The organism is Stutzerimonas sp. CXK-1 (assembly GCF_057738225.1).
In genome coordinates this window covers 1,612,501-1,637,276 of record NZ_CM173217.1, presented here as the reverse complement: position 1 = coordinate 1,637,276, position 24,776 = coordinate 1,612,501, and the positions used below count along the sequence as shown (strand labels likewise).

Annotated in this window: 21 protein-coding genes and 2 rRNA genes (1 of these 23 running past the window's edge); 7 read left to right on the top strand and 16 right to left on the bottom strand. The window is 61.8% G+C overall.

The annotated features are described in order from the left end of the window. Positions 1-27 precede the first annotated feature (27 nt). From AC0KXH_RS07780 to aroC, 3 genes are all read right to left on the bottom strand, one after another. Positions 28-648: a methylthioribulose 1-phosphate dehydratase gene (locus tag AC0KXH_RS07780; RefSeq protein ID WP_488224442.1), complete on the bottom strand. Its 621-nt coding sequence runs from the start codon at positions 646-648 to the stop codon at positions 28-30. Then, positions 645-1,796, bottom strand: a complete 1,152-nt coding sequence (locus AC0KXH_RS07775; RefSeq protein ID WP_488224441.1) for an MFS transporter — start codon at positions 1,794-1,796, stop codon at positions 645-647. The genes AC0KXH_RS07780 and AC0KXH_RS07775 overlap by 4 nt, the downstream gene beginning before the upstream one ends. A 76-nt stretch (positions 1,797-1,872) precedes the next feature. Further along, positions 1,873-2,964 (bottom strand): chorismate synthase, encoded by a 1,092-nt coding sequence (gene aroC, locus AC0KXH_RS07770; protein ID WP_041105224.1) that lies wholly within the window; start codon positions 2,962-2,964, stop codon positions 1,873-1,875. A gap of 140 nt (positions 2,965-3,104) precedes the next feature. On the opposite strand from aroC, the gene AC0KXH_RS07765 reads away from it, so the two are divergent. Both AC0KXH_RS07765 and AC0KXH_RS07760 read left to right on the top strand, forming a co-directional pair. Then, the gene (locus tag AC0KXH_RS07765) at positions 3,105-4,070 is read left to right on the top strand and encodes an alpha/beta hydrolase (protein WP_488224440.1); all 966 of its coding nucleotides are present in this window, start codon (positions 3,105-3,107) and stop codon (positions 4,068-4,070) included. Positions 4,071-4,120: 50 nt separating this feature from the next. After that, on the top strand, positions 4,121-4,894 hold the full coding sequence (locus tag AC0KXH_RS07760; RefSeq protein ID WP_061339375.1) for a hypothetical protein: 774 nt from the start codon (positions 4,121-4,123) through the stop codon (positions 4,892-4,894). On the opposite strand, the gene prmB is transcribed toward AC0KXH_RS07760, so the two are convergent. Next, a complete protein-coding gene (gene prmB, locus AC0KXH_RS07755) occupies positions 4,891-5,820 on the bottom strand; it encodes a 50S ribosomal protein L3 N(5)-glutamine methyltransferase (protein WP_488224439.1) in 930 nt (309 codons plus the stop codon). The two genes, AC0KXH_RS07760 and prmB, sit on opposite strands and share 4 nt — an antisense overlap. A gap of 231 nt (positions 5,821-6,051) precedes the next feature. Here prmB and AC0KXH_RS07750 point away from each other — a divergent pair, with 231 nt between their 5' ends. The 4 genes from AC0KXH_RS07750 to folE all read left to right on the top strand — a co-directional run bounded on the left by AC0KXH_RS07750 (position 6,052) and on the right by folE (position 8,309). Beyond that, entirely contained in the window at positions 6,052-6,648 is a 597-nt protein-coding gene (locus tag AC0KXH_RS07750) for a cysteine hydrolase family protein (protein ID WP_043219625.1), read from the top strand. Positions 6,649-6,724: 76 nt separating this feature from the next. Next, complete coding sequence (locus AC0KXH_RS07745; RefSeq protein ID WP_488224438.1) at positions 6,725-7,030, top strand: hypothetical protein; 306 nt, start codon at positions 6,725-6,727, stop codon at positions 7,028-7,030. A gap of 59 nt (positions 7,031-7,089) precedes the next feature. Next, positions 7,090-7,656 (top strand): Smr/MutS family protein, encoded by a 567-nt coding sequence (locus AC0KXH_RS07740; protein WP_041105212.1) that lies wholly within the window; start codon positions 7,090-7,092, stop codon positions 7,654-7,656. Between the two features lie 107 nt (positions 7,657-7,763). Further along, complete coding sequence (gene folE / locus AC0KXH_RS07735; RefSeq protein ID WP_041105210.1) at positions 7,764-8,309, top strand: GTP cyclohydrolase I FolE; 546 nt, start codon at positions 7,764-7,766, stop codon at positions 8,307-8,309. 57 nt (positions 8,310-8,366) lie between these two features. Here folE and AC0KXH_RS07730 read toward each other — a convergent pair whose 3' ends face one another. Both AC0KXH_RS07730 and AC0KXH_RS07725 read right to left on the bottom strand, forming a co-directional pair. Further along, entirely contained in the window at positions 8,367-8,969 is a 603-nt protein-coding gene (locus AC0KXH_RS07730; RefSeq protein WP_488224437.1) for a glutathione S-transferase family protein, read from the bottom strand. A 32-nt stretch (positions 8,970-9,001) separates the two neighbouring features. Continuing rightward, a complete protein-coding gene (locus AC0KXH_RS07725; RefSeq protein ID WP_061341327.1) occupies positions 9,002-10,168 on the bottom strand; it encodes an aminotransferase-like domain-containing protein in 1,167 nt (388 codons plus the stop codon). Positions 10,169-10,249: 81 nt separating this feature from the next. On the opposite strand from AC0KXH_RS07725, the gene AC0KXH_RS07720 reads away from it, so the two are divergent. Beyond that, positions 10,250-10,696 carry a MarR family winged helix-turn-helix transcriptional regulator gene (locus tag AC0KXH_RS07720; protein ID WP_043219617.1) on the top strand — a complete coding sequence of 149 codons (447 nt, stop codon included), beginning with the start codon at positions 10,250-10,252 and terminating at the stop codon, positions 10,694-10,696. Between the two features lie 79 nt (positions 10,697-10,775). On the opposite strand, the gene rpsA is transcribed toward AC0KXH_RS07720, so the two are convergent. The 10 genes from rpsA to AC0KXH_RS07670 form a co-directional block, all read right to left on the bottom strand. Then, on the bottom strand, positions 10,776-12,458 hold the full coding sequence (rpsA, locus tag AC0KXH_RS07715) for a 30S ribosomal protein S1 (RefSeq protein ID WP_041105204.1): 1,683 nt from the start codon (positions 12,456-12,458) through the stop codon (positions 10,776-10,778). Between the two features lie 174 nt (positions 12,459-12,632). Continuing rightward, complete coding sequence (gene cmk / locus AC0KXH_RS07710) at positions 12,633-13,319, bottom strand: (d)CMP kinase (protein WP_041105202.1); 687 nt, start codon at positions 13,317-13,319, stop codon at positions 12,633-12,635. Then, the gene (locus tag AC0KXH_RS07705; RefSeq protein WP_488224436.1) at positions 13,316-15,535 is read right to left on the bottom strand and encodes a bifunctional prephenate dehydrogenase/3-phosphoshikimate 1-carboxyvinyltransferase; all 2,220 of its coding nucleotides are present in this window, start codon (positions 15,533-15,535) and stop codon (positions 13,316-13,318) included. The genes cmk and AC0KXH_RS07705 overlap by 4 nt, the downstream gene beginning before the upstream one ends. A gap of 17 nt (positions 15,536-15,552) precedes the next feature. Further along, complete coding sequence (hisC, locus tag AC0KXH_RS07700) at positions 15,553-16,662, bottom strand: histidinol-phosphate transaminase (RefSeq protein WP_269263580.1); 1,110 nt, start codon at positions 16,660-16,662, stop codon at positions 15,553-15,555. Between the two features lie 84 nt (positions 16,663-16,746). Continuing rightward, positions 16,747-17,844, bottom strand: coding sequence for a prephenate dehydratase (pheA, locus tag AC0KXH_RS07695; RefSeq protein WP_043219611.1), 1,098 nt, complete (start codon positions 17,842-17,844; stop codon positions 16,747-16,749). Beyond that, on the bottom strand, positions 17,844-18,929 hold the full coding sequence (gene serC / locus AC0KXH_RS07690) for a 3-phosphoserine/phosphohydroxythreonine transaminase (protein WP_488224596.1): 1,086 nt from the start codon (positions 18,927-18,929) through the stop codon (positions 17,844-17,846). Before serC ends, pheA begins: the two co-directional genes overlap by 1 nt. 89 nt (positions 18,930-19,018) lie before the next feature. Continuing rightward, positions 19,019-21,808 (bottom strand): DNA gyrase subunit A, encoded by a 2,790-nt coding sequence (gene gyrA, locus AC0KXH_RS07685; protein ID WP_041105196.1) that lies wholly within the window; start codon positions 21,806-21,808, stop codon positions 19,019-19,021. A gap of 116 nt (positions 21,809-21,924) precedes the next feature. After that, positions 21,925-23,001 carry an S-methyl-5-thioribose-1-phosphate isomerase gene (gene mtnA, locus AC0KXH_RS07680; protein WP_061341329.1) on the bottom strand — a complete coding sequence of 359 codons (1,077 nt, stop codon included), beginning with the start codon at positions 22,999-23,001 and terminating at the stop codon, positions 21,925-21,927. 236 nt (positions 23,002-23,237) lie between these two features. Further along, positions 23,238-23,353, bottom strand: a 5S ribosomal RNA gene (rrf, locus tag AC0KXH_RS07675). 135 nt (positions 23,354-23,488) lie between these two features. Beyond that, a 23S ribosomal RNA gene (locus AC0KXH_RS07670) occupies positions 23,489-24,776 on the bottom strand; it runs 1,603 nt beyond the window's last position.

Genomic DNA, 24,776 nt, shown 5'->3' with positions numbered 1-24,776 from the left:
CCGAATTGATTGCGCCTTGCGCAGGAATCAGTGCTGCTGCAGTGCGCGCATCCTCAGCTCGCACTCGAACAGGAATTCAAAGGCCTCAACCTGCCGCAGGGCATCACTCAGCGTGGCGCCCCAGGTGTACAGGCCGTGGCCGCGAACGAGGTAGCCGGCGCAGTCGGGATGCGCCTGCAGCCATGGCTGTACGGCTGCGGCCAGACCGGTGATCGACGGGTCATTTTCAAGGACCGGCACCCGTACCTGGCATGCGTGCGTGGTCACCCCGGCGAAGGCCTTCAGCAGTTCGTCGTCGGCGAAGAGCAGCGAGTCGCCAGTGGCGATCCGCGACAGCACGGTGGCGCTGACCGAGTGGGTGTGCAGCACCGCGCCAATCTCGGGTTTCCAGCGGTATAGCTGGGTGTGTAGCGAGGTGTCGGTCGATGGCTGCTTGCCCGGTTCCAGGCTGGCACCCTGCATGTCCACAGCCACCAGATCATCCGCGCCGAGCTGGCCCTTGTGCGAGCCCGAAACGGTCAGCAATACCTCGGCGCTGGTCAGGCGCGCCGAATAGTTGCCGCTGGTGGCCGGCGACCAGCCGCGCGCATGAATAGAGCGGCCGGCCTCGATGATTGCCCGGGTCAGCTGGTCGCGTGTCGCGGTCATGCCTGCTCCTCCTGCAAACGAAGGGCAATGATAGCGGCCGCTATCAGTGCAGCCAGGCTGGCCAGCAGAAATGTCCAGGTCGCCCCCAGGCTGTTCCAGCTATAGCCGGCGTAGAGCGCACCCAGCGCACCGCCGACACCGGCCAGCGAAGCGTACAGCGCCTGTCCCTGGCCCTGCTGGTTCTGGCCAAAGCTGCGCTGGACGAAGTGGATCGCGGCCGCATGGAAGCTGCCGAAAGTCGCCGCGTGCATCAGCTGGGCGATGAGCAGCACGCCGATATGCTCGGCCAGGGTCCCCAGCAGCAGCCAGCGCAACGCCGCGAGCAGGAAGCTGGCGAGCAGAATCCGGCGCAGGCTGAAGCGTTCGAGCAGACGCGCCATTGCCAGGAACAGCAGGATTTCCGCTACCACGCCAAGCGCCCAGAGCAGGCCGATGGTGCCACGCGCGTAGCCCAGGGTTTCCAGATGGATGCTGAGGAAGGTGTAATACGGGCCGTGCGACAACTGCATCAGCCCTACCGCGAGGTAGAACGCCAGCACCTGCGGCCGTAGCAGCTGGCGCAGGAAGCCACCCGTGTCGGTTCTGGCGTCATGCCCATGCGGGCGGGCGTTAGGCACCCAGGCGCTGCCGGCGACGATGCCGATCATCACCAGCATGACCAAGTGCGGGTAGTAGTCCAGGCTGAAGCGCTCGAAGGCCTGGCCCAGCCCAACCACGGCGACGATGAAGCCGATGCTGCCCCACAGGCGCACCTGGCTGTAGCGCGCTGTCTGGCCGTGCAGGTGGGCCAGGGTGATCACCTCGAACTGCGGCAGCACGGCATGCCAGAAGAAGGCATGCAGGGCCATGACCAGTGCCAGCCAGGCAAAACTCTTGTCGAGAAAGATCAGGCCGAAGGACGCCAGCGTACAGAGCGCCCCGAGGCGGACGATCTCCAGTCGGCGCCCGCTTCGGTCGCCGAGCCAACCCCAGAGGTTGGGCGCCACGCAGCGCATCAGCATCGGTATCGCGATCAGCTCGCCGATACGTTCGGCGTCGAAGCCCAGGTGATCGAAATAGAGCGCGAGAAACGGCGCCGTCGCTCCGAGCAGTGCGAAGTAGAAGAAATAGAAGCCCGACAAACGCCAGTATGGGAGCGGAACCGTCATGGCCGAGCGGCACCGGAGCGCGCGTGGCCGGCGCCGGCCGAGGTGGCGCATGCACCCCCTCGCCACGCCGCTCGCCTCATCGCTGCCCGAGCACCGGCGTGGACACCGCCACTTCGGCATTCTGCGCGCGCTGGCGCAGCAGGTGGTCCATCAGCACGATGGCCATCATCGCTTCGGCGATCGGCGTCGCACGAATACCGACACAGGGGTCATGCCGCCCCTTGGTGATGACTTCGACAGGGTTGCCGTGCACATCGATCGAGCGGCCGGGCGTGGTGATGCTGGAGGTCGGCTTGAGCGCCAGATGGGCAATGATCGGCTGGCCACTGGAGATACCGCCGAGAATGCCGCCCGCATGGTTGGACAGGAACCCCTCGGGAGTCAGCTCATCGCGGTGCTCAGTGCCGCGCTGGGCTACGCACGCGAAGCCGGCACCGATCTCGACGCCCTTGACTGCGTTGATGCTCATCAGCGCATGGGCCAGCTCGGCATCCAGCCGATCGAAGATGGGCTCGCCGAGGCCCGGCATCACGCCGTCGGCGACCACGGTGATCTTCGCGCCCACCGAATCCTGGTCACGGCGCAGCTGGTCCATGTAAGCCTCAAGCTCCGGCACCTTGTCCGGATCGGGGCAGAAAAAGGCGTTTTGCTCGACGCTGTCCCAGGTCTTGAAGGGGATCTCGATCGGGCCGAGCTGGCTCATGTAGCCACGCACCTGAATGCCGAGGCTTGCCAGGTACTTCTTGGCAATCGCTCCAGCCGCCACGCGCATGGCGGTTTCACGCGCCGAGCTGCGGCCGCCACCACGGTAATCGCGGACACCATATTTGTGATGGTAGGTGTAGTCGGCATGCGCCGGGCGGAACAGGTCCTTGATCGCCGAGTAGTCCTTGGACTTCTGGTCGGTGTTGCGGATCAACAGGCCGATCGGGCAGCCAGTCGTCCTGCCTTCGAATACGCCAGAGAGGATCTCGACCTCGTCGGCCTCCTGGCGCTGGGTGGTGTGGCGGCTGGTGCCGGGCTTGCGCCGGTCCAGGTCTCGCTGCAGGTCCTGCAGGGACAGCTCCAAACCCGGCGGGCAGCCGTCGACGATGGCGACCAGCGCCGGGCCGTGACTTTCACCAGCAGTGGTGACGGTGAACAGCTTGCCGTATGTGTTGCCGGACATGCAGGGGCTCCGCGATCGACCAAGACAAAGGGCCGGAAGTATACCTGAGCACGGCTGTCTTTAATCGCCCGGCAACCGCACCATGGCGGAACGAAAACCCTCAATCGGCGTCCGACTAGCCCCATTTCCCGAAAGCCGCCATGCGCCTACTGGTACTGATCTGTATGTTGGTCCTGCCGCTTGCCAGCCAGGCGCGCAGCGTCCTGACCGAGCCCGTCACGCTCGACACACCGAGCGGCCGGCTGTTCGGCACGCTCGTGCTACCCGGCGACGGCCGTTCGCCCATGCCGGTCGCCCTGCTGGTCGCCGGTTCGGGGCCTACCGACCGCAACGGCAACAATCCTCTTGCGCGCAATGACAGTCTGCGCAAGCTGGCCGCCGCGCTGGCGAAGATGGGTGTCGCCAGCCTGCGCTATGACAAGCGCGGCGTCGCCGCCAGCCTCGATGCAGGGCGCGACGAGGGAACGCTGAGCGTCGAGGGCTACGTTGATGACCTCATTGCCTGGAGCCACCGGCTACAAGCCGACCAACGCCTCGGTCCGCAGTTTTTCATCGGCCACAGCGAAGGGGCACTGGTGGCCAGCCTGGCAGCCGCACAGGTCGACCCGGCAGCGCTGATCAGCATTGCCGGCAGCGGCCGACCGATCGACGAATTGCTGCGGCAGCAGCTGCAAGGCAAGCTGGGCCCGGACCTGCTCGCCAACAGCAGCTACCTGATCGACGAACTCAAGGCCGGACGAACCAACGAGCAGGTTCCCGAGCCGCTAAAGGTGCTGTTTCGCTCGAGCGTCCAGCCGTACCTGATATCGCTTTTTCGTCATGACCCCGCCACGGCTATGGCCGCAACCCGCTGCCCGACGCTGATCATCCAGGGCAGCCGCGATGCCCAGGTCAGCCTGGCCGACGCCAGCGCCTTGCACGCCGCCAGGCCCGAGGCAGAGCTCGCCGTGATTGCCGGCATGAACCATGTACTGCGGATCGTCGCGCCAGACAGCCCTGCCCCGCTGGCGTCGTACAACGAGCCACAACTACCGCTGGCCCATGAACTGCTCATTCGCATCGAGACCTTTCTGCTCGATACTGGCCTGCTGCCATCCTCCAGATAGCGGCCCTGCTGCCGATAAGACGGCGCAGCAGCCTTGCGGACCGAGCCAGCATGACCGAGCCATCACCGACCACCGACGCCGAAAACGCCAATCCGCCCAAGCACCCGTGGAGCGAGCTGCCCGCCGAGCGCTTCGAGTTGCTGCGCCTGGCTCCGCTGCCGACCGAGCGTGATCTGGGGCCGCGTCCATTGCGCTTCGTCGAGCTCGGCCAGGTCGAACGCCACAGCCAGCAACAGAGCCTGCTACGCCTGTTCATTCAGGTGCCGGGACAGTTGCGTGCTCGCAAGCTGAACATGCTCGAAGTCTGGGCCGATCATCGCAGCAAGGAGATCCGCTTCGGCCCCGACAGCGGCCTGCAAATCGAGCCGGCGAACCGCGGGCTGGGGCGCTTCCTGCTGGCTCGCGCGATTCACTGGGCGCAGAAGCGCTGGGGACACTACCTGGTCGAGGGCGGCACACTGCCGGCGGAGGCGCTTAGCGACGAACAGCGCATGCGCCGCGACCATTGCCTGCGAACCCAGGGCTTCGACGTCGACTACCCGACCACCGGCGGCGCACGGCCGAGCTACAGCGCGCCACGCGTCAGCGCGCTGCGGCCAGACTGGAACGAGGACAAGGTGCAGGTCATCGGACTCAGCGATGCCGCCGCGATGCTGGAGCAGGCCGACCGCAACCTGCTGGACCAGCAGAATCAGCTCGGCCAGCTCCAGGAACGCATCAGCCGGCTCCGCCGTGAGGACGGCACGCTGCGCTTCACCATCGTCTGCCTGATTGCCTTTGCGCTGTTCCAGGCCGGCCTGCTGATCTGGATGGCGACGCGTTAACGCCCGGTCGGAACGAGCCGCTGGCGAAACAGCGCCTGGTGTTCACGGCACTGCTGCGCCGCCAGCAGGAACACGCCATGACCGCCACGCTGGAATTCCAGCCAGGTGAAATCGACCTCCGGGTACAGCGCCTCGACGTGGACCTGGCTATTGCCGACCTCGACCACCAGCAGGCCATCATCGGTGAGATGGTCGGCGGCCTCGGCGAGCATACGCCGGACCAGGTCGAGGCCATCGTCACCGCAGGCCAGGCCAAGCTCGGGCTCGTGCTGGTACTCATCGGGCATGGAGGCGAAGTCCTCGAGGTCGACATACGGCGGGTTGGACACGATCAGATCGAAACGCTGGCCCGGCAGCCCATCGAAGCCATCGCTCTGCACCGTGTACACCCGCCCTTCCAGCTCGTGCTGCTCGATGTTCAGGTTGGCCACTTCGAGTGCGTCGTACGACAGATCGGCGAGCACCACCTCGGCATCTGGAAACTCATAGGCACAGGCGATGCCAATGCAGCCCGAGCCGGTGCACAGATCGAGGATGCGCGCCGGCGTCTTGGGCAACCATGGGGCGAACTGGCGCTCGATGTATTCGGCGATCGGTGAGCGCGGCACCAGCACGCGCTCATCGACGATAAACGGCAAGCCACAGAACCAGGCCTCCCCCAGCAGATAGGCCGCCGGCACACGTTCTTCGATACGTCGGCGCAACAGCTCGTTCAGGTGAAGACACTCGGCTTCTTCGAGCCGGCAGTCGAGGTAGGCATCGGCCATCGCCCATGGCAGGTGCAACCCGCCGAGGACCAGCAGGCGCGCCTCATCCCAGGCGTTGTCCGTGCCATGCCCGAAATAGACCCCATGCTCGTGAAAGCGGCTGACCGCCCAACGGATGTAGTCACGCAGCGTTTGCAGACGCGAGGGCGAAACGATCATGACAGCGCCTCCTGGAAAAAGCCGGGCAGTTTAGCAGCGGCGGCGAAGGCCAGCGAGCGCCGGGCAAGCCTGCTAGAACAACAGATAGCGGGTCTGTAAATGCACCGATCGACGGGAGCGCCCGGGGTCGCCGGGCTGTACGCTGCGCGCGGCGGACTTCGGCGTACCGGCGGTTCACAACCTCGCCCCGGCACGCCACAATCAGCCCCCTCATGGAACAAGGAGTCGAGAATGACCAAGCCACAGACCATGCTTCAACTGAGTGGCCGCAGCTATGCACCTGCGACGCTGGCCAACGCCACCTTGCTGGTCATCGACGTACAAGAGGAATACCGCAGCGGCGTGCTGGCGTTGCCCGCGCTGGGCACGGCGCTGCCCGAGATCACCCGCCTGCTCGCCGCGGCCCGGGAAGCCGGAGCGCCCGTGGTGCACGTCCATCATCTCGGCATTTCCGGCGGCCTGTTCGATCCGCAGGGTTTTCGCGGCCAGATCATGCCCGAGGCAGCCCCGCTAGCCGGCGAGACCATAGTCGCCAAGCGGCTGCCCAACGCCTTCGCCGGCACCGACCTGCATGAACTGCTGCAGCAACACGGTCGTCTGGACCTGATCGTCTGCGGTTTCATGACCCACTCGAGCATCAGCACCACCGTGCGTGCGGCAAAGGACTATGGCTACCGCTGCACGCTGGTCGACAGCGCTTGTGCAACCCGAGACCTGCCCATGGGTGAAGGCACTGTCGATGCCGATCAGGTCCATCGGATGGAAATGACCATTCTGGCGGACAACTTCGCCGTCTGCGTACCCAATACCGAGGCGCTGACCCGCTGACACGGCCAGCCCCTTTCGTTACCACCCGGGCGCAACCGCGGTTGAGGCCGGCCGCCGACCCGGAGAGGTAGATTCGATGAGAGTGCCTGACAGCTTCGATGCGCGCCGCCTACGACCACGCCGCCGCAGCGTCTGGGTGCGTCTGGCCGGCCTGCTGGCCTTGACGCTGTGCTGTGCCGGCCTACTGTTGACCGCAACGGGACTTGCCGCCCTCGCAGGGCAGGCATCGGCCGAACTCGCTGCCGATGCAGGTGGGCCGCTGACGGCTATCGGCCTTGCCCTGCTCCTGGTCGGCCTGCTGCTCTGGCGTCGCATTCGCCGAAGCGGGAAGCGTTCCGGGGAGCTCTGTCTCTCGCCAGGGCTGCTGAAGAAGCGGCAATAGCCGCCGGGGCATGCTGCCCAGCACTTGCGTTAAACTGGCGCGCCGATGCGGAGAGGCCCATGCAGAACGATCAAGATGACGACTTTTCCCTGTTCCAGGCTGCAGTACGCGGCGTGAAGCCGATCACGCACGACCGGGCCGAAACAGGCAAACCGCGTAACAACAGGCAGCAGATCGCCGAGCGTCGCGCCAACGCGAGCATGAGTACCGAGGCGATCCGCGTCGACGGCCTTTCGGACCAGTTCGTCATTGATGTGGGCGCGGAAGACGAGCTGTACTGGGCCCGAGACGGTGTCCAGGACGGCCAGATGCGCAAGCTCAAGGCGGGCCAGATAGCTTTTGAAGGCAGCCTGGATCTTCATGGCCTGACGGTGGAAAAGGCGCGCCAGCAGCTTTGGGATTTCATCGCTGAAGCAACTCGCTATGAAATCCGCTGTGTGCGGGTAACGCACGGCAAGGCTGCCCGGCTGGATGGCAAGCGGCCTCTGATCAAAAGCCACGTCAACACCTGGCTGCGTCAGCATCCGCAGGTACTGGGGTTCGCGTCCTGCCTGCCACGCCATGGTGGGACAGGCGCCCTCTACGTCATGCTCAAGCGGACGATGCTCGAAGGCCGCGACGAATGAAGCTGGCGCGGCAACTCGTCGCGCCATTGCCGTCATGACGCTTGCCAGCGAACCGGCTGCCGCCTACCCTTCGCGTTCGCTCTGCCAAGACACCCACAGGTCGTTCGATGTCACTGGAACACAATTACACCCAGATCCTCACTCAGCTCGGTGAGGACGTCTCTCGCGAGGGCCTGCTCGACACGCCCAAACGCGCCGCCAAAGCCATGCAGTACCTGTGCAAGGGCTATCAGCAGACGCTGGAAGAAGTTACCAACGGCGCGCTGTTCAGCTCCGACAACAGCGAAATGGTGCTGGTCAAGAACATCGAGCTTTATTCGCTCTGCGAGCATCACATGCTGCCGTTCATCGGCAAGGCGCACGTCGCCTACCTGCCTGCCGGCAAGGTGTTGGGGCTGTCGAAAGTTGCGCGGATCGTCGACATGTACGCGCGCCGCCTGCAGATCCAGGAAAACCTTACCCGCGAGATCGCCGAGGCGGTTCAACAGGTCACCGGTGCCGCGGGCGTTGCAGTGGTCATCGAGGCCCAGCACATGTGCATGATGATGCGCGGCGTGGAGAAACAGAACTCCTCGATGGTTACCTCGGTCATGCTCGGCCAGTTCCGTGACAACGCGGCGACTCGCAGCGAGTTCCTCGGCCTGGTCAAGTAAACCGAGCCGGCACCCGCTCGGTGCCTGATCGTCCGAGCGGCTACCGGAGCCGTTTTTTCAGTCGAACATACCCACGTGACGTGGATGGCTGGCAACCCGTGCCAGCCATCCACGGATGGCCGGATAATCGGTCAGGTCGAAGCCGCCCTCGGGCGCTACATGCGTGTACGCATACAGCGCCACATCCGCAATCGAATAACGATCGCCAACCAGGAACGGTGTGCGCAACAACTGCTGCTCCATCACGTTCAGTGCGTGGTAGCCGTCGAACAAGCGGGCCTCGTATTCAGCCTTACGCTCCTCCGGCAGCCCAAGGTAGACCTTGATGTAGCGCGCCACCGCAATATAGGGCTCGTGGCTGTACTGCTCGAAGAACTGCCACTGCAGCACCTGAGTGCGCAAACGCGGCTCACGCGGAAGGAACTCGCTTCCCTCGGCCAGAAAATTGAGAATCGCGTTGGACTCCCATAGGCACGAACCATCGTCGAGTTCGAGCACCGGAATCTTGCCGTTGGGATTCTTCTTCAGGAAATCCTCCGAACGAGTCTCGCCGCGCAGGATATTCACCGGCACCCACTCATAAGGCTGCTGCAGCAGGTGCAGCATCAGCTTGACCTTGTAGCAGTTGCCCGACCGGTAATCGCCGTAAACCTTGTACATGACACCCTCCAGTGCCTTGAACCAACCGCCTTCTAAGCCGCCCGCGCCGCTTGCGCGTCGCGAATCACCGCTGCCAGTCGCCGCACGCCTTCGCTAAGACGCTCTGGCGCAACGTGGCTGAAATTGAGCCGCAGGTAGCCCGGGTTGCGTTCCGGATCGACGAAGAAAGGCTCGCCCGGCATGAACGCGACGTCTTCAGCCAAGGCAGGCCGAAGCAAGGTGCGTGTGTCGAGCGGTTGCTTCAGCGCGAGCCAGAAGAACAAGCCGCCCTGAGGGACCTCCCAGTTCGCCAGTTCGGAGAAATGCTCCTGCAGCGCGGCCTGCATGGCATCGCGGCGTTCTCGGTAAAACGACCTGAGCGCAGCCAGATGGTCCGCATAGGCGGAGCTGCCCAGCCACTGCAGGGCTTGCCACTGGCCGATGCGATTGGTGTGTAGATCAGCCGACTGCTTGAGTCGCAGCAAATAGGGATACAGGTCGGGCGACGCAATCAGGTAGCCCACTCGCAGGCCAGGCAGGAGCGTCTTGGACACCGTGCCGGTGTAGATCCAGCTGGCCTTGCGCAGCCTGCCGACGATCGGGCTGGCCATGCCTTCATCGAATACCAGTTCGCGGTAGGGCTCATCCTCGAGCAGAGTGACTTCGAACTCATCGAGCAATGCAGCCACCGCGTCGCGCTTCGCTTCGCTATAACGCACGCCGGATGGATTCTGAAAGGTCGGGATCAGATAAGCGAATGCCGGCTTGTGGCGCGCCAGGCGTGCACGGAGGTCGCTCAGGCACGGGCCGTCCGCCTCCTGCGCAACGGCCAGACAGTCGGCTCCGAACAGCTGGAACGATTGCAGCGCAGCCAGATAGGTGGGCGCCTCGACGAGGACCTCGGTACCGGGATCGATAAACAGCTTCGAAGCGAGGTCCAGCGCCTGCTGCGAGCCACTGAGAATGAGTACCTGGCTGGCATCGCAGGGCACGCCGAGCAGCCGCGCCTGGGCGGCAATGACTTCACGAAGCTCGGGCTCCCCTTCGCTCATGCCGTACTGCCCGAGGCTCGCCGGCATTTGCGACCAATCGACCGCAGGCAGCATCGGCTCTGCCGGCAACCCACCGGCAAACGACATGACTTCCGGGCGCTGCGCTGCAGCGAGGATCTCGCGGATAAGCGAGCTTTTCAGGCGATCGATACGTTCGGAGAAAGGCATTTCGGTACCGGGATGCAGGGGCAGGAAAAATACGTCAAACTTCTTGACCGAAATTACGCCTCGCCGAATAAATACGTCAATATGCCTGACCTAAAAAAAAGCACTACGCAACGACAGATCATGGAGACCTTCTTTCTCGGCTACCAGGCGTTCACCGCCAAGCCAGACGAGATTCTCGCGCGCCGGGGCCTGTCGCGTGTCCATCACAGGATTCTGTTCTTCATCGGTAGCTACCCCAACCTGAACGTCAAGGAACTGCTCGGCTATCTGGGGGTGAGCAAACAGGCACTGAATATCCCGCTGCGCCAATTGGTCGAGATGCATCTGGTCGAAAGCCTGCCTGCCGAGGAAGACAAGCGTAAGCGCATCCTGCGCTTCACCGCCGAAGGCGCGAAGCTAGAACAGCAACTGCGCCGCGAGCAGGTCAGGCTATTGGAGAAAGTCTTTGCCGAAATCGGCGAGCAAGCGGTGGAAAGCTGGCTGGCGGTGAACCATTCGCTCTCGGTGCGCGGACACAAGCATCGCTGACCTGGACGCCGCTGAAACTCAGGCACAAAAAAGGGCGAACCGAAGTTCGCCCTTTTTCATTCAGGAGAAAAACAGAAACTTAGTTCTGGTTTTCCATCTGAGCGCGGATCAGATCACCAATGGTGGTCGGACCAGTGCTTTCGACTTCCTGCTTGCTGCGCAGCTGGTTCATCGCGTCCTTCTCGTCCTCGACATCCTTGGACTTGATGGACAGGTTGATGACGCGGGACTTGCGATCGATGTTGATGATCTTGGCCTCGACCTCATCACCTTCCTTCAGCACGTTGCGCGCGTCTTCAACGCGATCACGGCTGATTTCGGAAGCCTTGAGGGTGGCTTCGATATCGTTGCCCAGGTCGATCACCGCACCCTTGGCATCAACTTCCTTCACGGTGCCGCGAACGATGCTGCCCTTGTCGTTCAGGCTGACATAGTTGGAGAACGGATCATCTTCCAGTTGCTTGATACCCAGGGAAATGCGCTCGCGCTCCGGGTCAACGGAAAGGATGACGGTTTCCAGCTCGTCGCCCTTCTTGAAACGACGCACGGCTTCTTCGCCCGCCTCGTTCCAGGAGATGTCCGACAGGTGAACCAGACCGTCGATACCGCCTTCCAGGCCGATGAAGATACCGAAATCGGTGATCGACTTGATGGTGCCGGAGATGCGGTCGCCCTTGTTGAACTGGGCAGAAAAGTCTTCCCACGGGTTGGACTTGCACTGCTTGATGCCCAGGGAGATACGACGACGCTCTTCGTCGATATCCAGGACCATGACTTCCACTTCGTCGCCGACCTGTACGACCTTCGACGGGTGGATGTTCTTGTTGGTCCAGTCCATTTCGGACACGTGCACCAGACCCTCGACACCCTCTTCCAGCTCGGCGAAGCAGCCGTAGTCGGTGAGGTTGGTGACGCGAGCCATGACGCGGGTGCCTTCCGGATAACGAGCCTTGATGGCGACCCATGGGTCTTCGCCCAGCTGCTTCAGACCCAGCGATACGCGGTTGCGCTCGCGGTCGAACTTCAGCACCTTGACATCGATCTCGTCGCCGACGTTGACGATCTCGGACGGATGCTTGATACGCTTCCAGGCCATATCGGTGATGTGCAGCAGACCATCCACGCCGCCCAGGTCGACGAACGCACCGTAGTCGGTGAGGTTCTTGACGATACCCTTGACGACCTGGCCTTCCTGCAGGGACTCCAGCAGAGCCTCACGCTCGGCACTGTTCTCGGCTTCCAACACGCTGCGGCGGGAAACGACAACGTTGTTGCGCTTCTGGTCGAGCTTGATGACTTTGAACTCGAGCTCTTTGCCTTCCAGGTGCGTGGTGTCGCGAACCGGACGGACATCGACCAGCGAACCCGGCAGGAATGCACGGATACCGTTGATGTCGACGGTGAAACCGCCCTTGACCTTGCCGTTGATGACGCCCTTGACCACTTCTTCAGCAGCGAAAGCCGCTTCCAGAACAATCCAGGATTCCGCGCGCTTGGCCTTTTCACGGGACAGCTTGGTTTCGCCAAAGCCATCTTCGACCGCGTCCAGAGCAACGTGGACCTCGTCACCCACCTTGATGGTCAGCTCGCCCTGCTCGTTGTAGAACTGCTCGACCGGGATGACGCCCTCGGACTTCAGGCCGGCATGCACGGTGACCCAGTCACCGTCGATGTCGACCACGATGCCGGTGATGATGGCACCCGGCTGCATGTCGAGGGATTTCAGGCTTTCTTCAAATAGTTCTGCGAAGCTTTCGCTCATGTTGATTCCTGCTGTTTTCGGGCAGCGGGCTGCCCTATCTCCACGCTCCAGACAACGTGGGTTCATTCATATAAAAAAAGGCCTGCAGGACTGGATCTGGATTCCTGCACGCCTCCTTGTAAACAGGCTCCGCACAACCGCGGAACCTGCCAGATCGCCTCTCGGCGCTCCCTCTCAGGACAGACTGCGCGCGGCGGCCTCGTCCAGAATTCGTTGCAGCACCTGCTCGATGGAGAGCGAAGTGGAATCGAGTTCGACAGCGTCTGCTGCCGGCTTCAATGGCGCCACCTCGCGTTGGGTATCGCGCTCATCGCGCGCCCGAATCTCCTCAAGAAGACTCGCGAGATTAACATCATCACCTCTTGCCTTCAACTGAAGGAAACGCCTTCTGGCGCGTTCCTCGGCACTGGCCGTGAGAAAAATCTTCAAGGAAGCGTCGGGAAACACCACGGTACCCATGTCGCGCCCGTCGGCGACCAGCCCCGGCAATTGACGGAAGGCCTGCTGCCTCTGCAGCAATGCCTGACGCACCTCGCCGAGTGCCGCCACCTGAGAGGCGCCAGCACCGACATTCTCGTTTCGAATTGCCTCGGTGACGTTATCGCCTTCGAGCCGGATGGTCATGCCCTGACCTGGCACCGCAGGCTCGAAAACCACATCGAGACCTACCGCCAGCGACGCCAGCGCGGCACCATCACTCAGCGATACACCATGCTTTTGCGCAGCCAACGCGAGCAGGCGATAGAGCGCGCCGGAATCGAGAAACACCCACCCTAGCCGCTCGGCAAGTAATGCCGCGATCGTGCCCTTGCCCGATCCACTGGGCCCATCGATGGTGATAACCGGAGCCTGCTGGCTCATGAGGGCTCCTCCATCCGTACCTGCATGCCGGCACGCTGGGCCAGGGCGAGGAAGTTGGGGAACGAAGTGGCGACGTTCGCACAGTCATGAATGCGGATCACACCAGCCGAACGCAACGCCGCCACGCTGAACGACATGGCAATGCGATGATCGCCGTGGGCCCACACCTCGCCTGCACCCAGGCGACCGCCTTCGATGACAATGCCATCGGGGGTCGGCTCGGCCTTGATACCCAGTGTCGTCAGACCATCGGCCATGACCTGGATCCGGTCGGACTCCTTGACTCTCAGCTCCTCTGCTCCGCGCAGCGTGGTGCGCCCCAGAGCGCAGGCAGCCGCGACGAAGAGCACCGGGAACTCGTCGATCGCCAACGGGACGAGCGCTTCGGGGATGTCGATACCCTTGAGCTGTGCCGAGCGGACACGAATATCGGCCACGGGCTCGCCGCCAACCTCACGCTGGTTTTCGAGGCTGATATCGGCGCCCATGAGCTTGAGAATGTCGATCACGCCAGTGCGGGTCGGGTTGATCCCCACGTGCTCGAGCACGATATCCGACGCCTCGGCAATACTTGCAGCAACCATGAAGAACGCAGCGGAAGAGATATCAGCCGGGACTTCGATACGGGTACCAGTCAGCTTGTGACCCGGTTCGACGGTCACGGTGCTGCCGTCAACCTTCACCGGGTAACCGAAACCGCGCAGCATGCGCTCGGTATGGTCACGCGTGGGAGCCGGCTCGGTCACAGACGTCTCGCCCTGCGCATAGAGCCCTGCCAGCAGCAGGCAGGATTTGACCTGGGCACTGGCCATCGGCATGTCGTAGTGCATGCCACTCAGCCGCTGACCACCCTTGATGCGCAACGGCGGGCGTCCGTCGGCGCCGGTCTCGATCACCGCACCCATTTCCCGCAGCGGCTTGGCGACGCGGTTCATGGGACGCTTGGACAGCGAGGCGTCACCACTGAGCTCGGTATCGAAGGACTGCGCCGCGAGCAGCCCCGACAGCAACCGCATCGAGGTGCCCGAATTCCCCATGTAGAGCGGACCGGCCGGGGCCTTCAGGCCGTGCAGGCCAACGCCGTGAACGATCACGTTCCCCTGCTGGGGGCCTTCGATCACGACCCCCATATCGCGAAACGCCTGGATAGTCGCCAGTGCGTCCTCCCCCTCCAGAAAGCCCTCGACCTCGGTAGTACCCTCGGCAAGCGAGCCGAGCATGATCGAACGGTGAGAGATGGACTTGTCGCCCGGTACCCGCAGGCGACCCTTGAGGTGGCCACCTGGCTGAGCAATGAAGATCAGATCTTTGGAATGCATAACGTCCACATAGGCCCTGCGAGCCAGTATTTTGCTGAAATGTTCCCGGGCCGCCTGGGCACGCGTAAAAACGCCCAGAAGCTTGCGCCCATCCTGCTGATCGATAGCAGCACGCAACTCATCGAGGTCAGCCCGAAAGTCGTCGAGCGTATGCAGCACCGCTTCACGATTGGCGAGGAAGATGTCGTGCCACATGACCGGATCACTGCCCGCTATACGGGTGAAATCGCGAAACCCTCCTGCCGCATAGCGAAAGATTTCCAGATTCTCGTGCCGCCGGGCCAGCGAGTCGACCAGTCCGAACGCGAGCAGGTGCGGCAGATGACTGGTGGCTGCGAGCACTTCGTCATGGCGAACCACGTCCATGTGCTCGACATGCGCGTCAAGGGTAGCCCAAAGCCGATGCACCAGCGCGAGGGCATCTGGATCGGTCTCTGCCAACGGCGTCAGGATCACCTTGTGCCGACGAAATAACGATCCGTCGGCAGCAGTCACGCCGCTCTGCTCGGAGCCCGCAATGGGATGCCCCGGCACGAAGCGATCGGGCATTCTGCCAAAGGCTGCAGCAGCGCGGCGCACGACACTACCTTTCGCGCTCCCGACGTCGGTCAGGATCGCATCGCCCAGGTCGAGCCCGGCCAGTTGCTCCAGCAGCCGCTCCATGGCCAGTATCGGCACCGCCATCTGGACCACTTCGGCTCCGCGGCAGGCCTCTTCGAGCGACTCTGCGCAGCGATCGACTACGCCAAGCTCGACGGCCAGCTCACGGGAGCGGGGATTCAGGTCGAAACCCACCACTTCGCGGCACGCCTTGGCTTCTCGCAGCCCCTTGGCGAACGAGCCACCGATAAGCCCAAGCCCAACGACGACCAGACGCCCGACCAGCGGCGCCGTCATTGCTTCGCGAGCGCCACTCACCGAGCCAGCACCTGCTGAAGGGCGTCCAGCAGACGAGCATTCTCGGCTTCGGTGCCGATCGAAACGCGCAGGAACGTCGGCATTCCATAACCGGCGACTGGGCGCACGATCACGCCTTCGTGCAGCAGTGCCTGATTGACCGGCGCCGCATCACGAGCGAAGTCCACTGCGATGAAATTTCCCCGTGATGGAATCCAGCTCAAGCCGAGCGCCCGAAAACCCGCTTCGAGCTGGCGCATGCCGGCGGTATTGGCCTCACGACTGGCGCGAAGATAGTCCTCGTCCTCTAGCGCCGCGCAAGCGGCCGCGAGCGCGAGACTATTGACGTTGAAGGGCTGACGGACACGGTTGAGCACGTCCGCGATTCGCGGCGACGAAATCGCATAGCCAACGCGCAACGCAGCCAACCCATATGCCTTGGAGAAAGTGCGCGAGACCAGCAGATTGGGATACTGGGCGAGATAAGCCAGGCCGTCGGGAAGCTCACTACCCTCGGCGTATTCGATATATGCCTCGTCGAGTACGACGAGCACCTGCTCCGGAACTTGCGCCAGAAAACGCTCCAACGCTTCGGCACCGAACCAGGTACCCGTAGGGTTGTTCGGGTTGGCAAGAAATATCACGCGGGTTTGAGCATCGATCGCCGCCAACATGGCGTCGAGATCGTGCCCCCAGTCGCGGGCGGGCACCACCTTGCCTTGGGCGCCCGCTGCCTGCGTCGCGATCGGATAGACCGCAAAGGCGTGTGCACTGAACACCGCGTTGAGCCCGGGAGCGAGAAAAGCACGGGCCACCAACTCAAGGATGTCGTTCGAGCCGTTGCCCAGGGTGATCTGTTCCGGTGCGACACCGTAGCGATGGGCCAGGCTCTGCTTGAGCGTGAAGCCGTTGCCATCCGGATAGCGCGTCAGCTCCGGCAGCGCCTGGCGAACGGCTTCTAGCACGCGCGGGCTCGGTCCCAGCGGGTTCTCGTTACTAGCAAGCTTGACGATCGTTTCGGGAGCAAGGCCAAGCTCACGGGCCAACTCATCGACCGGCTTGCCGGGAACGTACGGGGACAGCTTTTGCACGCCCGGCTGAGCCAGGGCAAGAAAATCACAGGACATTACTTCGAGCCTCGAGCTATCGGCCGCCCGCACGAGCCGCACGCCACTCACCGCAGCCTGAGGCTCGCAGCCGGCGGCCACTAATTAAAGTACCGCCTTGGGATACGAACCCAGCACCTTCAGCGCCACCGCTTCCCGGCCGATCTTTTCGAGCACGTCCTTGATAAGCGGATCCTGGTGATGCCCCAGGAAATCGATGAAGAACACATAGGTCCATTTGCCGCTGCGTGAGGGGCGTGTTTCGATACGGGTCAGATCGATACCGTTGGAATGGAACGGCACGAGCAATTCATGCAGGGCACCAGGCTTGTTGCGCATCGAGACGATGATGGACGTCTTGTCATCACCTGTCGGCGGGACTTCCTGACTACCGATGATGAGGAAGCGCGTGGAGTTGTCGGGGCGGTCTTCGATCTTTTCCGCCAGCTTGGTCAGATCGTACAGCTGGGCGGCCATGTCCCCGGCAATCGCTGCGGAATTCCACTCGCTCTTGACCCGCCGCGCCGCGTCGGCGTTGCTGGAAACAGCCACACGCTCGACGTTCGGGTAATGCGAATCGAGCCACTTGCGGCATTGCGCCAAGGACTGGGCGTGCGAGTAGATACGCGTGATGCGGTCGGTTTTGGTGTTCTCGCCCACTAGCAGGTGATGGTGGATACGCAACTCCACTTCACCGCAGATGACGATGTCATGCTCGAGGAAACTGTCGAGCGTATGGTTGACCGCGCCTTCGGTCGAGTTTTCGACCGGCACGACACCGAAATTCACCGCACCGGCCACGACCTCGCGAAAGACCTCGTCGATTGCCGCCATCGGCTGGCTGATGACCGAATGGCCGAAGTGCTTGAGCGCCGCCGCCTGCGAAAAGGTTCCTTCGGGACCGAGATAGGCCACACGAAGCGGCTGCTCCAGGGCCAGGCAGGAGGACATGATTTCGCGAAACAGACGGGCCATTTCCTCATTGTCCAACGGCCCCTTGTTAAGCTCCATGATGTGCTTGAGCACCCATGCCTCACGCTCCGGCCGATAGAACACCGGCTTTTCGCCCTCACCCAGGGAAGCGGTCTTTACCCGCGCAACTTCCTGAGCGCAGCGGGCTCGCTCGCTGATCAGCTCGAGGATTCTCTCGTCCAGATTGTCGATGCGCACGCGCAGGGCTTTCAGCTGATCAGCGTCACTCATCAGCCATGCTCCTTCTCGAACTCGCCCATGTAGGCAACCAGCGCCTCGACGGCATCGAGCCCCACGGCATTGTAAATCGAGGCACGCATGCCACCGACCGACCGATGCCCCTTGAGGTTGAGCAGGCCGCGGGCGTCTGCGCCGGCGAGGAATGCCTTGTCCAGCCGCTCGTCCGCCAAGCGGAAGGGTACGTTCATCCAGGACCGCGCATTGGGCGCGATCGGATTGGCGTAGAACTCGCTGGAGTCGATGAAGCTATACAGCAAATCCTTCTTCGCCCGGTTGCGCGCCTCCATTGCCTCGACGCCACCTTGCTCCTTGAGCCATTCGAAGACCAGGCCGGCCAGATACCAGGAAAAGGTTGCTGGCGTGTTGTACATCGAACCGTTGTCGGCGGCGACCTTGTAATCCAGCATCGTCGGACAACTGCTGCGCGCACGCCCCAAAAGGTCTTCACGGACTATCACCACCACCAGACCACTGGGTCCGATGTTTTTCTGAGCACCGGCATAGATCAGGCCATAGCGGGAAACATCGATCGAGCGCGACAGGATGTCGGAGGACATGTCCACGACTAACGGCGTCTCACCGACTTGTGGCACCCAGTCGAATTGCACGCCGCCGATCGTCTCGTTGCTGGCGTAGTGCAGGTAGGCCGCGCGCTCGCTCAGCTGCCACTCATTTTGCCCCGGAATCGAGAAATAATCGTATGGCTTGGCGCTGGCGGCGACGTTGACCTGGCCGAAGCGACGGGCCTCGTCAATCGCCTTGCGCGACCAGATACCCGTATCGATATAGTCGGCAACTCCGCTCTCGGGGAGCAGGTTGAGGGGGATTTCTGCAAATTGCTGGCTGGCGCCACCCTGCAGAAACAGCACCTTGTAGTTGTCGGGGATCGTCAGCAGGTCGCGCAGATCCTGCTCGGCCTTGCTGGCGATGGCCACGTACGCATCGCTGCGATGGCTCATTTCCATCACAGAAAGTCCCAGCCCCTGCCAATCCAGCAACTCTGCCTGAGCACGCTCGAGGACCGCGGTTGGAAGCGCAGCCGGACCTGCGCAGAAGTTGAAAGCGCGTTTGCTCACGTCGTTCACTCTCGAATCGGGCACTCGTAGCCCCTGGGATAGCACATCATGTCCGGAGAGGCCCAGCAGCAGGGCCATCCGGCCCGCCTTTAGTCTTCGTCGTCCGTCGGCAACACATCAGGGGAGACGTCGCCTACGCCACCGAGCAGTTCGTCTTCGCCTGGCTCAGTGCTGACCACGGGCATCTCCTTCTCGAGCGCATCCTCGGTCAGCAGCGCTTCGATGTCTTCCTGCACTTCATCTTCGGACGGCTCCTGCACCCGCTCAAGCCCGACCAGGTGTTCACCCTTGCCTAGCTTGATCAGCGTAACCCCTTGGGTGTTGCGCCCTTGCGACGACACTTCGTCGACACGGGTGCGCACCAGGGTCCCCTGATCGGAGATCAGCATGATCTCCTCGCCGTTCTGTACCTGAATCGCGCCGACCAGCTTGCCATTGCGCTCGTTGCTGACCATGGCAATCACGCCTTGGCCGCCGCGGCCGCGCTGCGGATACTCGTCGATCGGCGTGCGCTTGCCGTAGCCATGGAGCGATGCGGAGAGTATCTGCGCGCCAGGCTCCGGGATGATCATGGAGATCAATTGCTGGCCGTCCTGCAGGCGCATGCCGCGCACACCGCGTGCGGTACGCCCCATGGTGCGCACGTGCCCTTCCTTGAAGCGAATCACCTTGCCGGCGTCGGAGAACAGCATAACCTCGCGGCTGCCGTCGGTAATCGCAGCGGCGATCAGGGTATCGCCTTCCTCGAGGCGCAGGGCGATCAGACCACTGCTGCGGGGACGACTGAACTGAACCAGCGGCGTCTTCTTCACGGTACCGTTGGCGGTTGCCATAAAGATGAAGGCGCCACTCACAACCTCCTCGGCGGCGTCCTCGCCCTCAGCCAGATCCTCGACTTCGTCCTGCTCGACTGCATCGTCCAGGTCGTCCTCGTCGGACGCCTGCTGACGCAACGCCTCCAGATCGACCTGAAGCATCGCGGTAATACGCTCACCTTCATCGAGCGGCAGCAGGTTCACCAATGGACGTCCCCGGGAAGTACGCGACGCCTCTGGAATTTCATAGGTCTTGAGCCAGTAGACCTTGCCCTTGCTGGAGAAAAGCAGCAACGTCGTATGACTGTTCGCGACCAGCAGATGCTCGACGTAATCCTCTTCTTTCACCCCGGTCGCGGCCTTGCCACGCCCGCCGCGACGCTGTGCCTGATAGGCGGCCAGCGGCTGGGATTTGGCGTAACCACCATGAGAGATGGTAACGACGCGCTCTTCTTCGGTGATCAGGTCGGCCAGGGTCAGATCCAGACGAGACTCGAGGATCTCGGTACGACGCGCATCGCCGAAGTCGCGCTTCACGCCCTCCAGCTCCTCGCGGATGACTTCCATCAGCCGCACCGGACTGGTCAGGATACGGATCAGCTCGCCGATCTGGGTAAGGATTTCCTGGTACTCGGCGAGCAGCTTCTCATGCTCGAGGCCGGTCAGTCGGTGCAGGCGCAGATCGAGGATCGCCTGGGCCTGTTCCGGTGAAAGGAAATACTTGCCGTCGCGCAGACCGTACTGCGGGTCGAGATTCTCTGGACGGCAGGCATCGGCACCGGCGCGTTCGACCATCGCTTCGACCGCGCTCGACTCCCAGGCGGTGGAAATCAGCGCATCCTTGGCTTCGGCCGGCGTCGGCGAAGCCTTGATCAGGGCGATTACCGGATCGATGTTGGACAGCGCGACCGCCTGACCTTCGAGAATATGCCCGCGCTCGCGCGCCTTGCGCAGTTCGTATACGGTACGCCGGGTGACAACTTCGCGGCGGTGGCGAACGAAGGCTTCCAGCAGCTCCTTGAGGTTCAGCGTGCGCGGCTGCCCATCGACCAGCGCTACCACGTTGATGCCGAATACGCTCTGCAGCTGAGTCTGGGCATAGAGGTTGTTGAGGACCACCTCCGGCACTTCGCCACGCCGCAGCTCGATGACCACGCGCATGCCGTCCTTGTCTGACTCGTCACGCAGCTCGGTGATGCCTTCGATCTTCTTCTCTTTCACCAACTCGGCGATCTTCTCGATCAACCGCGCCTTGTTCAGCTGGTAAGGCAGCTCGGTGACGACGATCTGCTGTCGGCCACCGACCTTGTCGATGTCCTCGATTTCTGCGCGGGCCCGAATATAGATACGTCCTCGGCCGGTGCGGTACGCCTCGATGATACCCGCGCGCCCGTTGATGATACCGGCGGTAGGAAAATCAGGCCCTGGGATATGACGCATCAGCTCATCGATGCTGATGTCCGGATCATCAATAAGTGCCAGACAGCCGTCGATCACCTCGCCCAGATTGTGCGGGGGAATGTTTGTAGCCATACCGACAGCGATGCCGCTGGAGCCATTGACCAAGAGGTTGGGCACCTTCGTGGGCATGACTGCGGGAATCTGCTCGGTGCCGTCATAGTTCGGCACCCAATCGACCGTTTCCTTGTCCAGATCGGCTAGCAGCTCATGGGCCAACTTGGCCATGCGCACTTCGGTGTAACGCATCGCTGCTGCGCTGTCGCCGTCTACCGAACCGAAGTTGCCCTGACCATCGACGAGCAGGTAGCGCATCGAGAAGGGCTGCGCCATTCGAACGATGGTGTCGTAGACTGCCGAGTCGCCATGGGGGTGATACTTACCAATGACGTCACCAACCACACGGGCAGACTTCTTGTACGGCTTGTTCCAGTCGTTGCCCAGCTCACTCATGGCATAGAGCACGCGCCGGTGGACCGGCTTGAGACCGTCGCGCGCGTCCGGCAGCGCACGACCGATGATTACGCTCATTGCGTAGTCGAGGTAGGACTGCTTGAGCTCGTCTTCGATATTGACCGGGAGAATTTCTTTGGCCAGTTCGCCCATGGAAACCTGGTTCCTTTTTAGTCAGCAAGGTCCTGCGATAAGCCCGAAATGGTACCACAGCTGGCTGCCGCAAACGCGAAGCCAGGGCCTTGCGTGCGTCAGTCAGCGGAAGAGTCTCAATGCAGGCGAGTGCGACTCATGAGGCGAGCCAGCTTATCCGCCGTAGGTCGTTCCACGATGCCTTTCTCCGTCACGATTGCGTCGATCAGATCTGCCGGCGTGACGTCGAATACGGGGTTATAGACATCCACCTCCTTAGCGACCTGCTGTCCGTTCAGCTCAAGCAGCTCCTTGGCGGAACGCTCTTCTAGCGGCATCGCGTCTCCATCTTCCATCGACATATCGAACGTTGAGCTAGGCGCAACAACCATGAAGCGAACCCCATGATGCATGGCCAACACCGCCAATTGATAGGTACCTATCTTGTTGGCAACATCGCCGTTTGCAGCGATTCGGTCAGCGCCAACAATCACCCAGCTGATCGCTCGGGTTTTCATCAGATGCCCTGCAGCCGAATCGACGTTCAAGGTGACAGGCACGTCTTCGTTGCTAAGCTCCCAGGCCGTCAATCTTGACCCTTGAAGCCAAGGCCTTGTCTCGTCTGCGTAAACGCGCTCGACCAGGCCATCAAGATGGGCAGCGCGAATGACCCCGAGAGCAGTACCGAAGCCACCCGTCGCGAGCGCCCCCGTGTTGCAATGGGTAAGAAAGGTCTGCGGGCTAGTATTGAACTTACGTATCAGCTCTACGCCCCATTGAGCCATTACGAGATTTGCTTCGCGGTCGCTCTGGTGAATGACTACTGCCTGGGCCTCGAGCGCGGCGAGGACATCTTCACCTGGTCTTAGCCGCTGCAAGCGCTCGCGCATTTGTCCCAGCGCCCAAGCCAGGTTAACTGCCGTCGGGCGTGCAGCGGCCAGCACTGCAAAGTCGCATTCCAGTTGATTGCGCCAGTCTCCACCGTTCTTTAGGTGTGCTCGCAACCCAAGGACGACTCCATAGGCAGCACTTATGCCGATCGCAGGCGCGCCACGGACAACCATTTCTCGAATGGCTTGAGCCACGTCCGCTACGGAATCGAAGCTGCGCCAGACCACTTCAAGCGGGAGCAGACGCTGATCAAGCAAGCGCAGGCAATCCCCACACCACTCTATCGACCTGGTTTTCTCAGCAGCCAAAAGGCGCTCGCGCATAACTGTCCCCGTAGGAATAAATAGCGCACCGATTATACCCGTGCTGCGATCTGGGCAGCGGTAAAGCGACTGGTGAATCACAGCCGCACGATGTGGAATAGGCGTGCTGCCCTGGGCGAAGAGCTAGTCAGCAGTGAGCAACCCGTGAGCAGGGGAAGACCTGGAGCGCTTTGATTTCCCGTTGCGCAAAGACAAACCCCCGACCAGCGAGTGCGGGTCGGGGGTTTGGTATAGGTGCTTGACGATGACCTACTCTCACATGGGGAAGCCCCACACTACCATCGGCGATGCGTCGTTTCACTGCTGAGTTCGGGATGGGATCAGGTGGTTCCAACGCTCTATGGTCGTCAAGCAATTCGGTTGCTGTATCGGTGTTGAGTCGCTACAGCGAATTGGGTATGTGATGTCTGGCTTTGCAGTTCAATTCGAATTTTCGGCTGTTGTCGGCTTCGACCGACCCACAATCGTCAGATTGTTTGGGTGTTATATGGTCAAGCCTCACGGGCAATTAGTACAGGTTAGCTCAACGCCTCACAACGCTTACACACCCTGCCTATCAACGTCGTAGTCTTCGACGGCCCTTCAGGGAGCTCGAGGCTCCAGTGAGATCTCATCTTGAGGCAAGTTTCCCGCTTAGATGCTTTCAGCGGTTATCTCTTCCGAACATAGCTACCCGGCAGTGCCACTGGCGTGACAACCGGAACACCAGAGGTTCGTCCACTCCGGTCCTCTCGTACTAGGAGCAGCCCCTCTCAAATCTCAAACGTCCACGGCAGATAGGGACCGAACTGTCTCACGACGTTCTAAACCCAGCTCGCGTACCACTTTAAATGGCGAACAGCCATACCCTTGGGACCGGCTTCAGCCCCAGGATGTGATGAGCCGACATCGAGGTGCCAAACACCGCCGTCGATATGAACTCTTGGGCGGTATCAGCCTGTTATCCCCGGAGTACCTTTTATCCGTTGAGCGATGGCCCTTCCATACAGAACCACCGGATCACTAAGACCTACTTTCGTACCTGCTCGACGTGTCTGTCTCGCAGTCAAGCGCGCTTTTGCCTTTATACTCTGCGACCGATTTCCGACCGGTCTGAGCGCACCTTCGTACTCCTCCGTTACTCTTTAGGAGGAGACCGCCCCAGTCAAACTGCCCACCATACACTGTCCTCGATCCGGATGACGGACCAGAGTTAGAACCTCAAGCATGCCAGGGTGGTATTTCAAGGATGGCTCCACGCGAACTGGCGTCCACGCTTCAAAGCCTCCCACCTATCCTACACAAGCAGGCTCAAAGTCCAGTGCAAAGCTACAGTAAAGGTTCACGGGGTCTTTCCGTCTAGCCGCGGATACACTGCATCTTCACAGCGATTTCAATTTCACTGAGTCTCGGGTGGAGACAGCGCCGCCATCGTTACGCCATTCGTGCAGGTCGGAACTTACCCGACAAGGAATTTCGCTACCTTAGGACCGTTATAGTTACGGCCGCCGTTTACCGGGGCTTCGATCAAGAGCTTCGCTTGCGCTAACCCCATCAATTAACCTTCCGGCACCGGGCAGGCGTCACACCCTATACGTCCACTTTCGTGTTTGCAGAGTGCTGTGTTTTTAATAAACAGTCGCAGCGGCCTGGTATCTTCGACCGGCATGAGCTTACTGAGCAAGTCATTCACTCTCACCGGCGCACCTTCTCCCGAAGTTACGGTGCCATTTTGCCTAGTTCCTTCACCCGAGTTCTCTCAAGCGCCTTGGTATTCTCTACCCGACCACCTGTGT

Excerpts from the sequence above, each read along its gene's own strand:
- rpsA (WP_041105204.1), bottom strand. The coding sequence starts at position 12,458 with ATGAGCGAAAGCTTCGCAGAACTATTTGAAGAAAGCCTGAAATCCCTC.
- mtnA (WP_061341329.1), bottom strand. The coding sequence starts at position 23,001 with ATGCGCGAGCGCCTTTTGGCTGCTGAGAAAACCAGGTCGATAGAGTGG.
- hisC (WP_269263580.1), bottom strand. The coding sequence starts at position 16,662 with ATGTCCTGTGATTTTCTTGCCCTGGCTCAGCCGGGCGTGCAAAAGCTG.
- AC0KXH_RS07765 (WP_488224440.1), top strand. The coding sequence starts at position 3,105 with ATGCGCCTACTGGTACTGATCTGTATGTTGGTCCTGCCGCTTGCCAGC.
- AC0KXH_RS07760 (WP_061339375.1), top strand. The coding sequence starts at position 4,121 with ATGACCGAGCCATCACCGACCACCGACGCCGAAAACGCCAATCCGCCC.
- AC0KXH_RS07740 (WP_041105212.1), top strand. The coding sequence starts at position 7,090 with ATGCAGAACGATCAAGATGACGACTTTTCCCTGTTCCAGGCTGCAGTA.
- aroC (WP_041105224.1), bottom strand. The coding sequence starts at position 2,964 with ATGTCCGGCAACACATACGGCAAGCTGTTCACCGTCACCACTGCTGGT.
- AC0KXH_RS07775 (WP_488224441.1), bottom strand. The coding sequence starts at position 1,796 with ATGACGGTTCCGCTCCCATACTGGCGTTTGTCGGGCTTCTATTTCTTC.
- prmB (WP_488224439.1), bottom strand. The coding sequence starts at position 5,820 with ATGATCGTTTCGCCCTCGCGTCTGCAAACGCTGCGTGACTACATCCGT.
- pheA (WP_043219611.1), bottom strand. The coding sequence starts at position 17,844 with ATGAGTGACGCTGATCAGCTGAAAGCCCTGCGCGTGCGCATCGACAAT.
- AC0KXH_RS07720 (WP_043219617.1), top strand. The coding sequence starts at position 10,250 with ATGCCTGACCTAAAAAAAAGCACTACGCAACGACAGATCATGGAGACC.
- AC0KXH_RS07750 (WP_043219625.1), top strand. The coding sequence starts at position 6,052 with ATGACCAAGCCACAGACCATGCTTCAACTGAGTGGCCGCAGCTATGCA.
- AC0KXH_RS07730 (WP_488224437.1), bottom strand. The coding sequence starts at position 8,969 with ATGTACAAGGTTTACGGCGATTACCGGTCGGGCAACTGCTACAAGGTC.
- cmk (WP_041105202.1), bottom strand. The coding sequence starts at position 13,319 with ATGAGCCAGCAGGCTCCGGTTATCACCATCGATGGGCCCAGTGGATCG.
- folE (WP_041105210.1), top strand. The coding sequence starts at position 7,764 with ATGTCACTGGAACACAATTACACCCAGATCCTCACTCAGCTCGGTGAG.
- AC0KXH_RS07745 (WP_488224438.1), top strand. The coding sequence starts at position 6,725 with ATGAGAGTGCCTGACAGCTTCGATGCGCGCCGCCTACGACCACGCCGC.
- AC0KXH_RS07705 (WP_488224436.1), bottom strand. The coding sequence starts at position 15,535 with ATGACGGCGCCGCTGGTCGGGCGTCTGGTCGTCGTTGGGCTTGGGCTT.
- AC0KXH_RS07725 (WP_061341327.1), bottom strand. The coding sequence starts at position 10,168 with ATGCCTTTCTCCGAACGTATCGATCGCCTGAAAAGCTCGCTTATCCGC.
- AC0KXH_RS07780 (WP_488224442.1), bottom strand. The coding sequence starts at position 648 with ATGACCGCGACACGCGACCAGCTGACCCGGGCAATCATCGAGGCCGGC.
- gyrA (WP_041105196.1), bottom strand. The coding sequence starts at position 21,808 with ATGGGCGAACTGGCCAAAGAAATTCTCCCGGTCAATATCGAAGACGAG.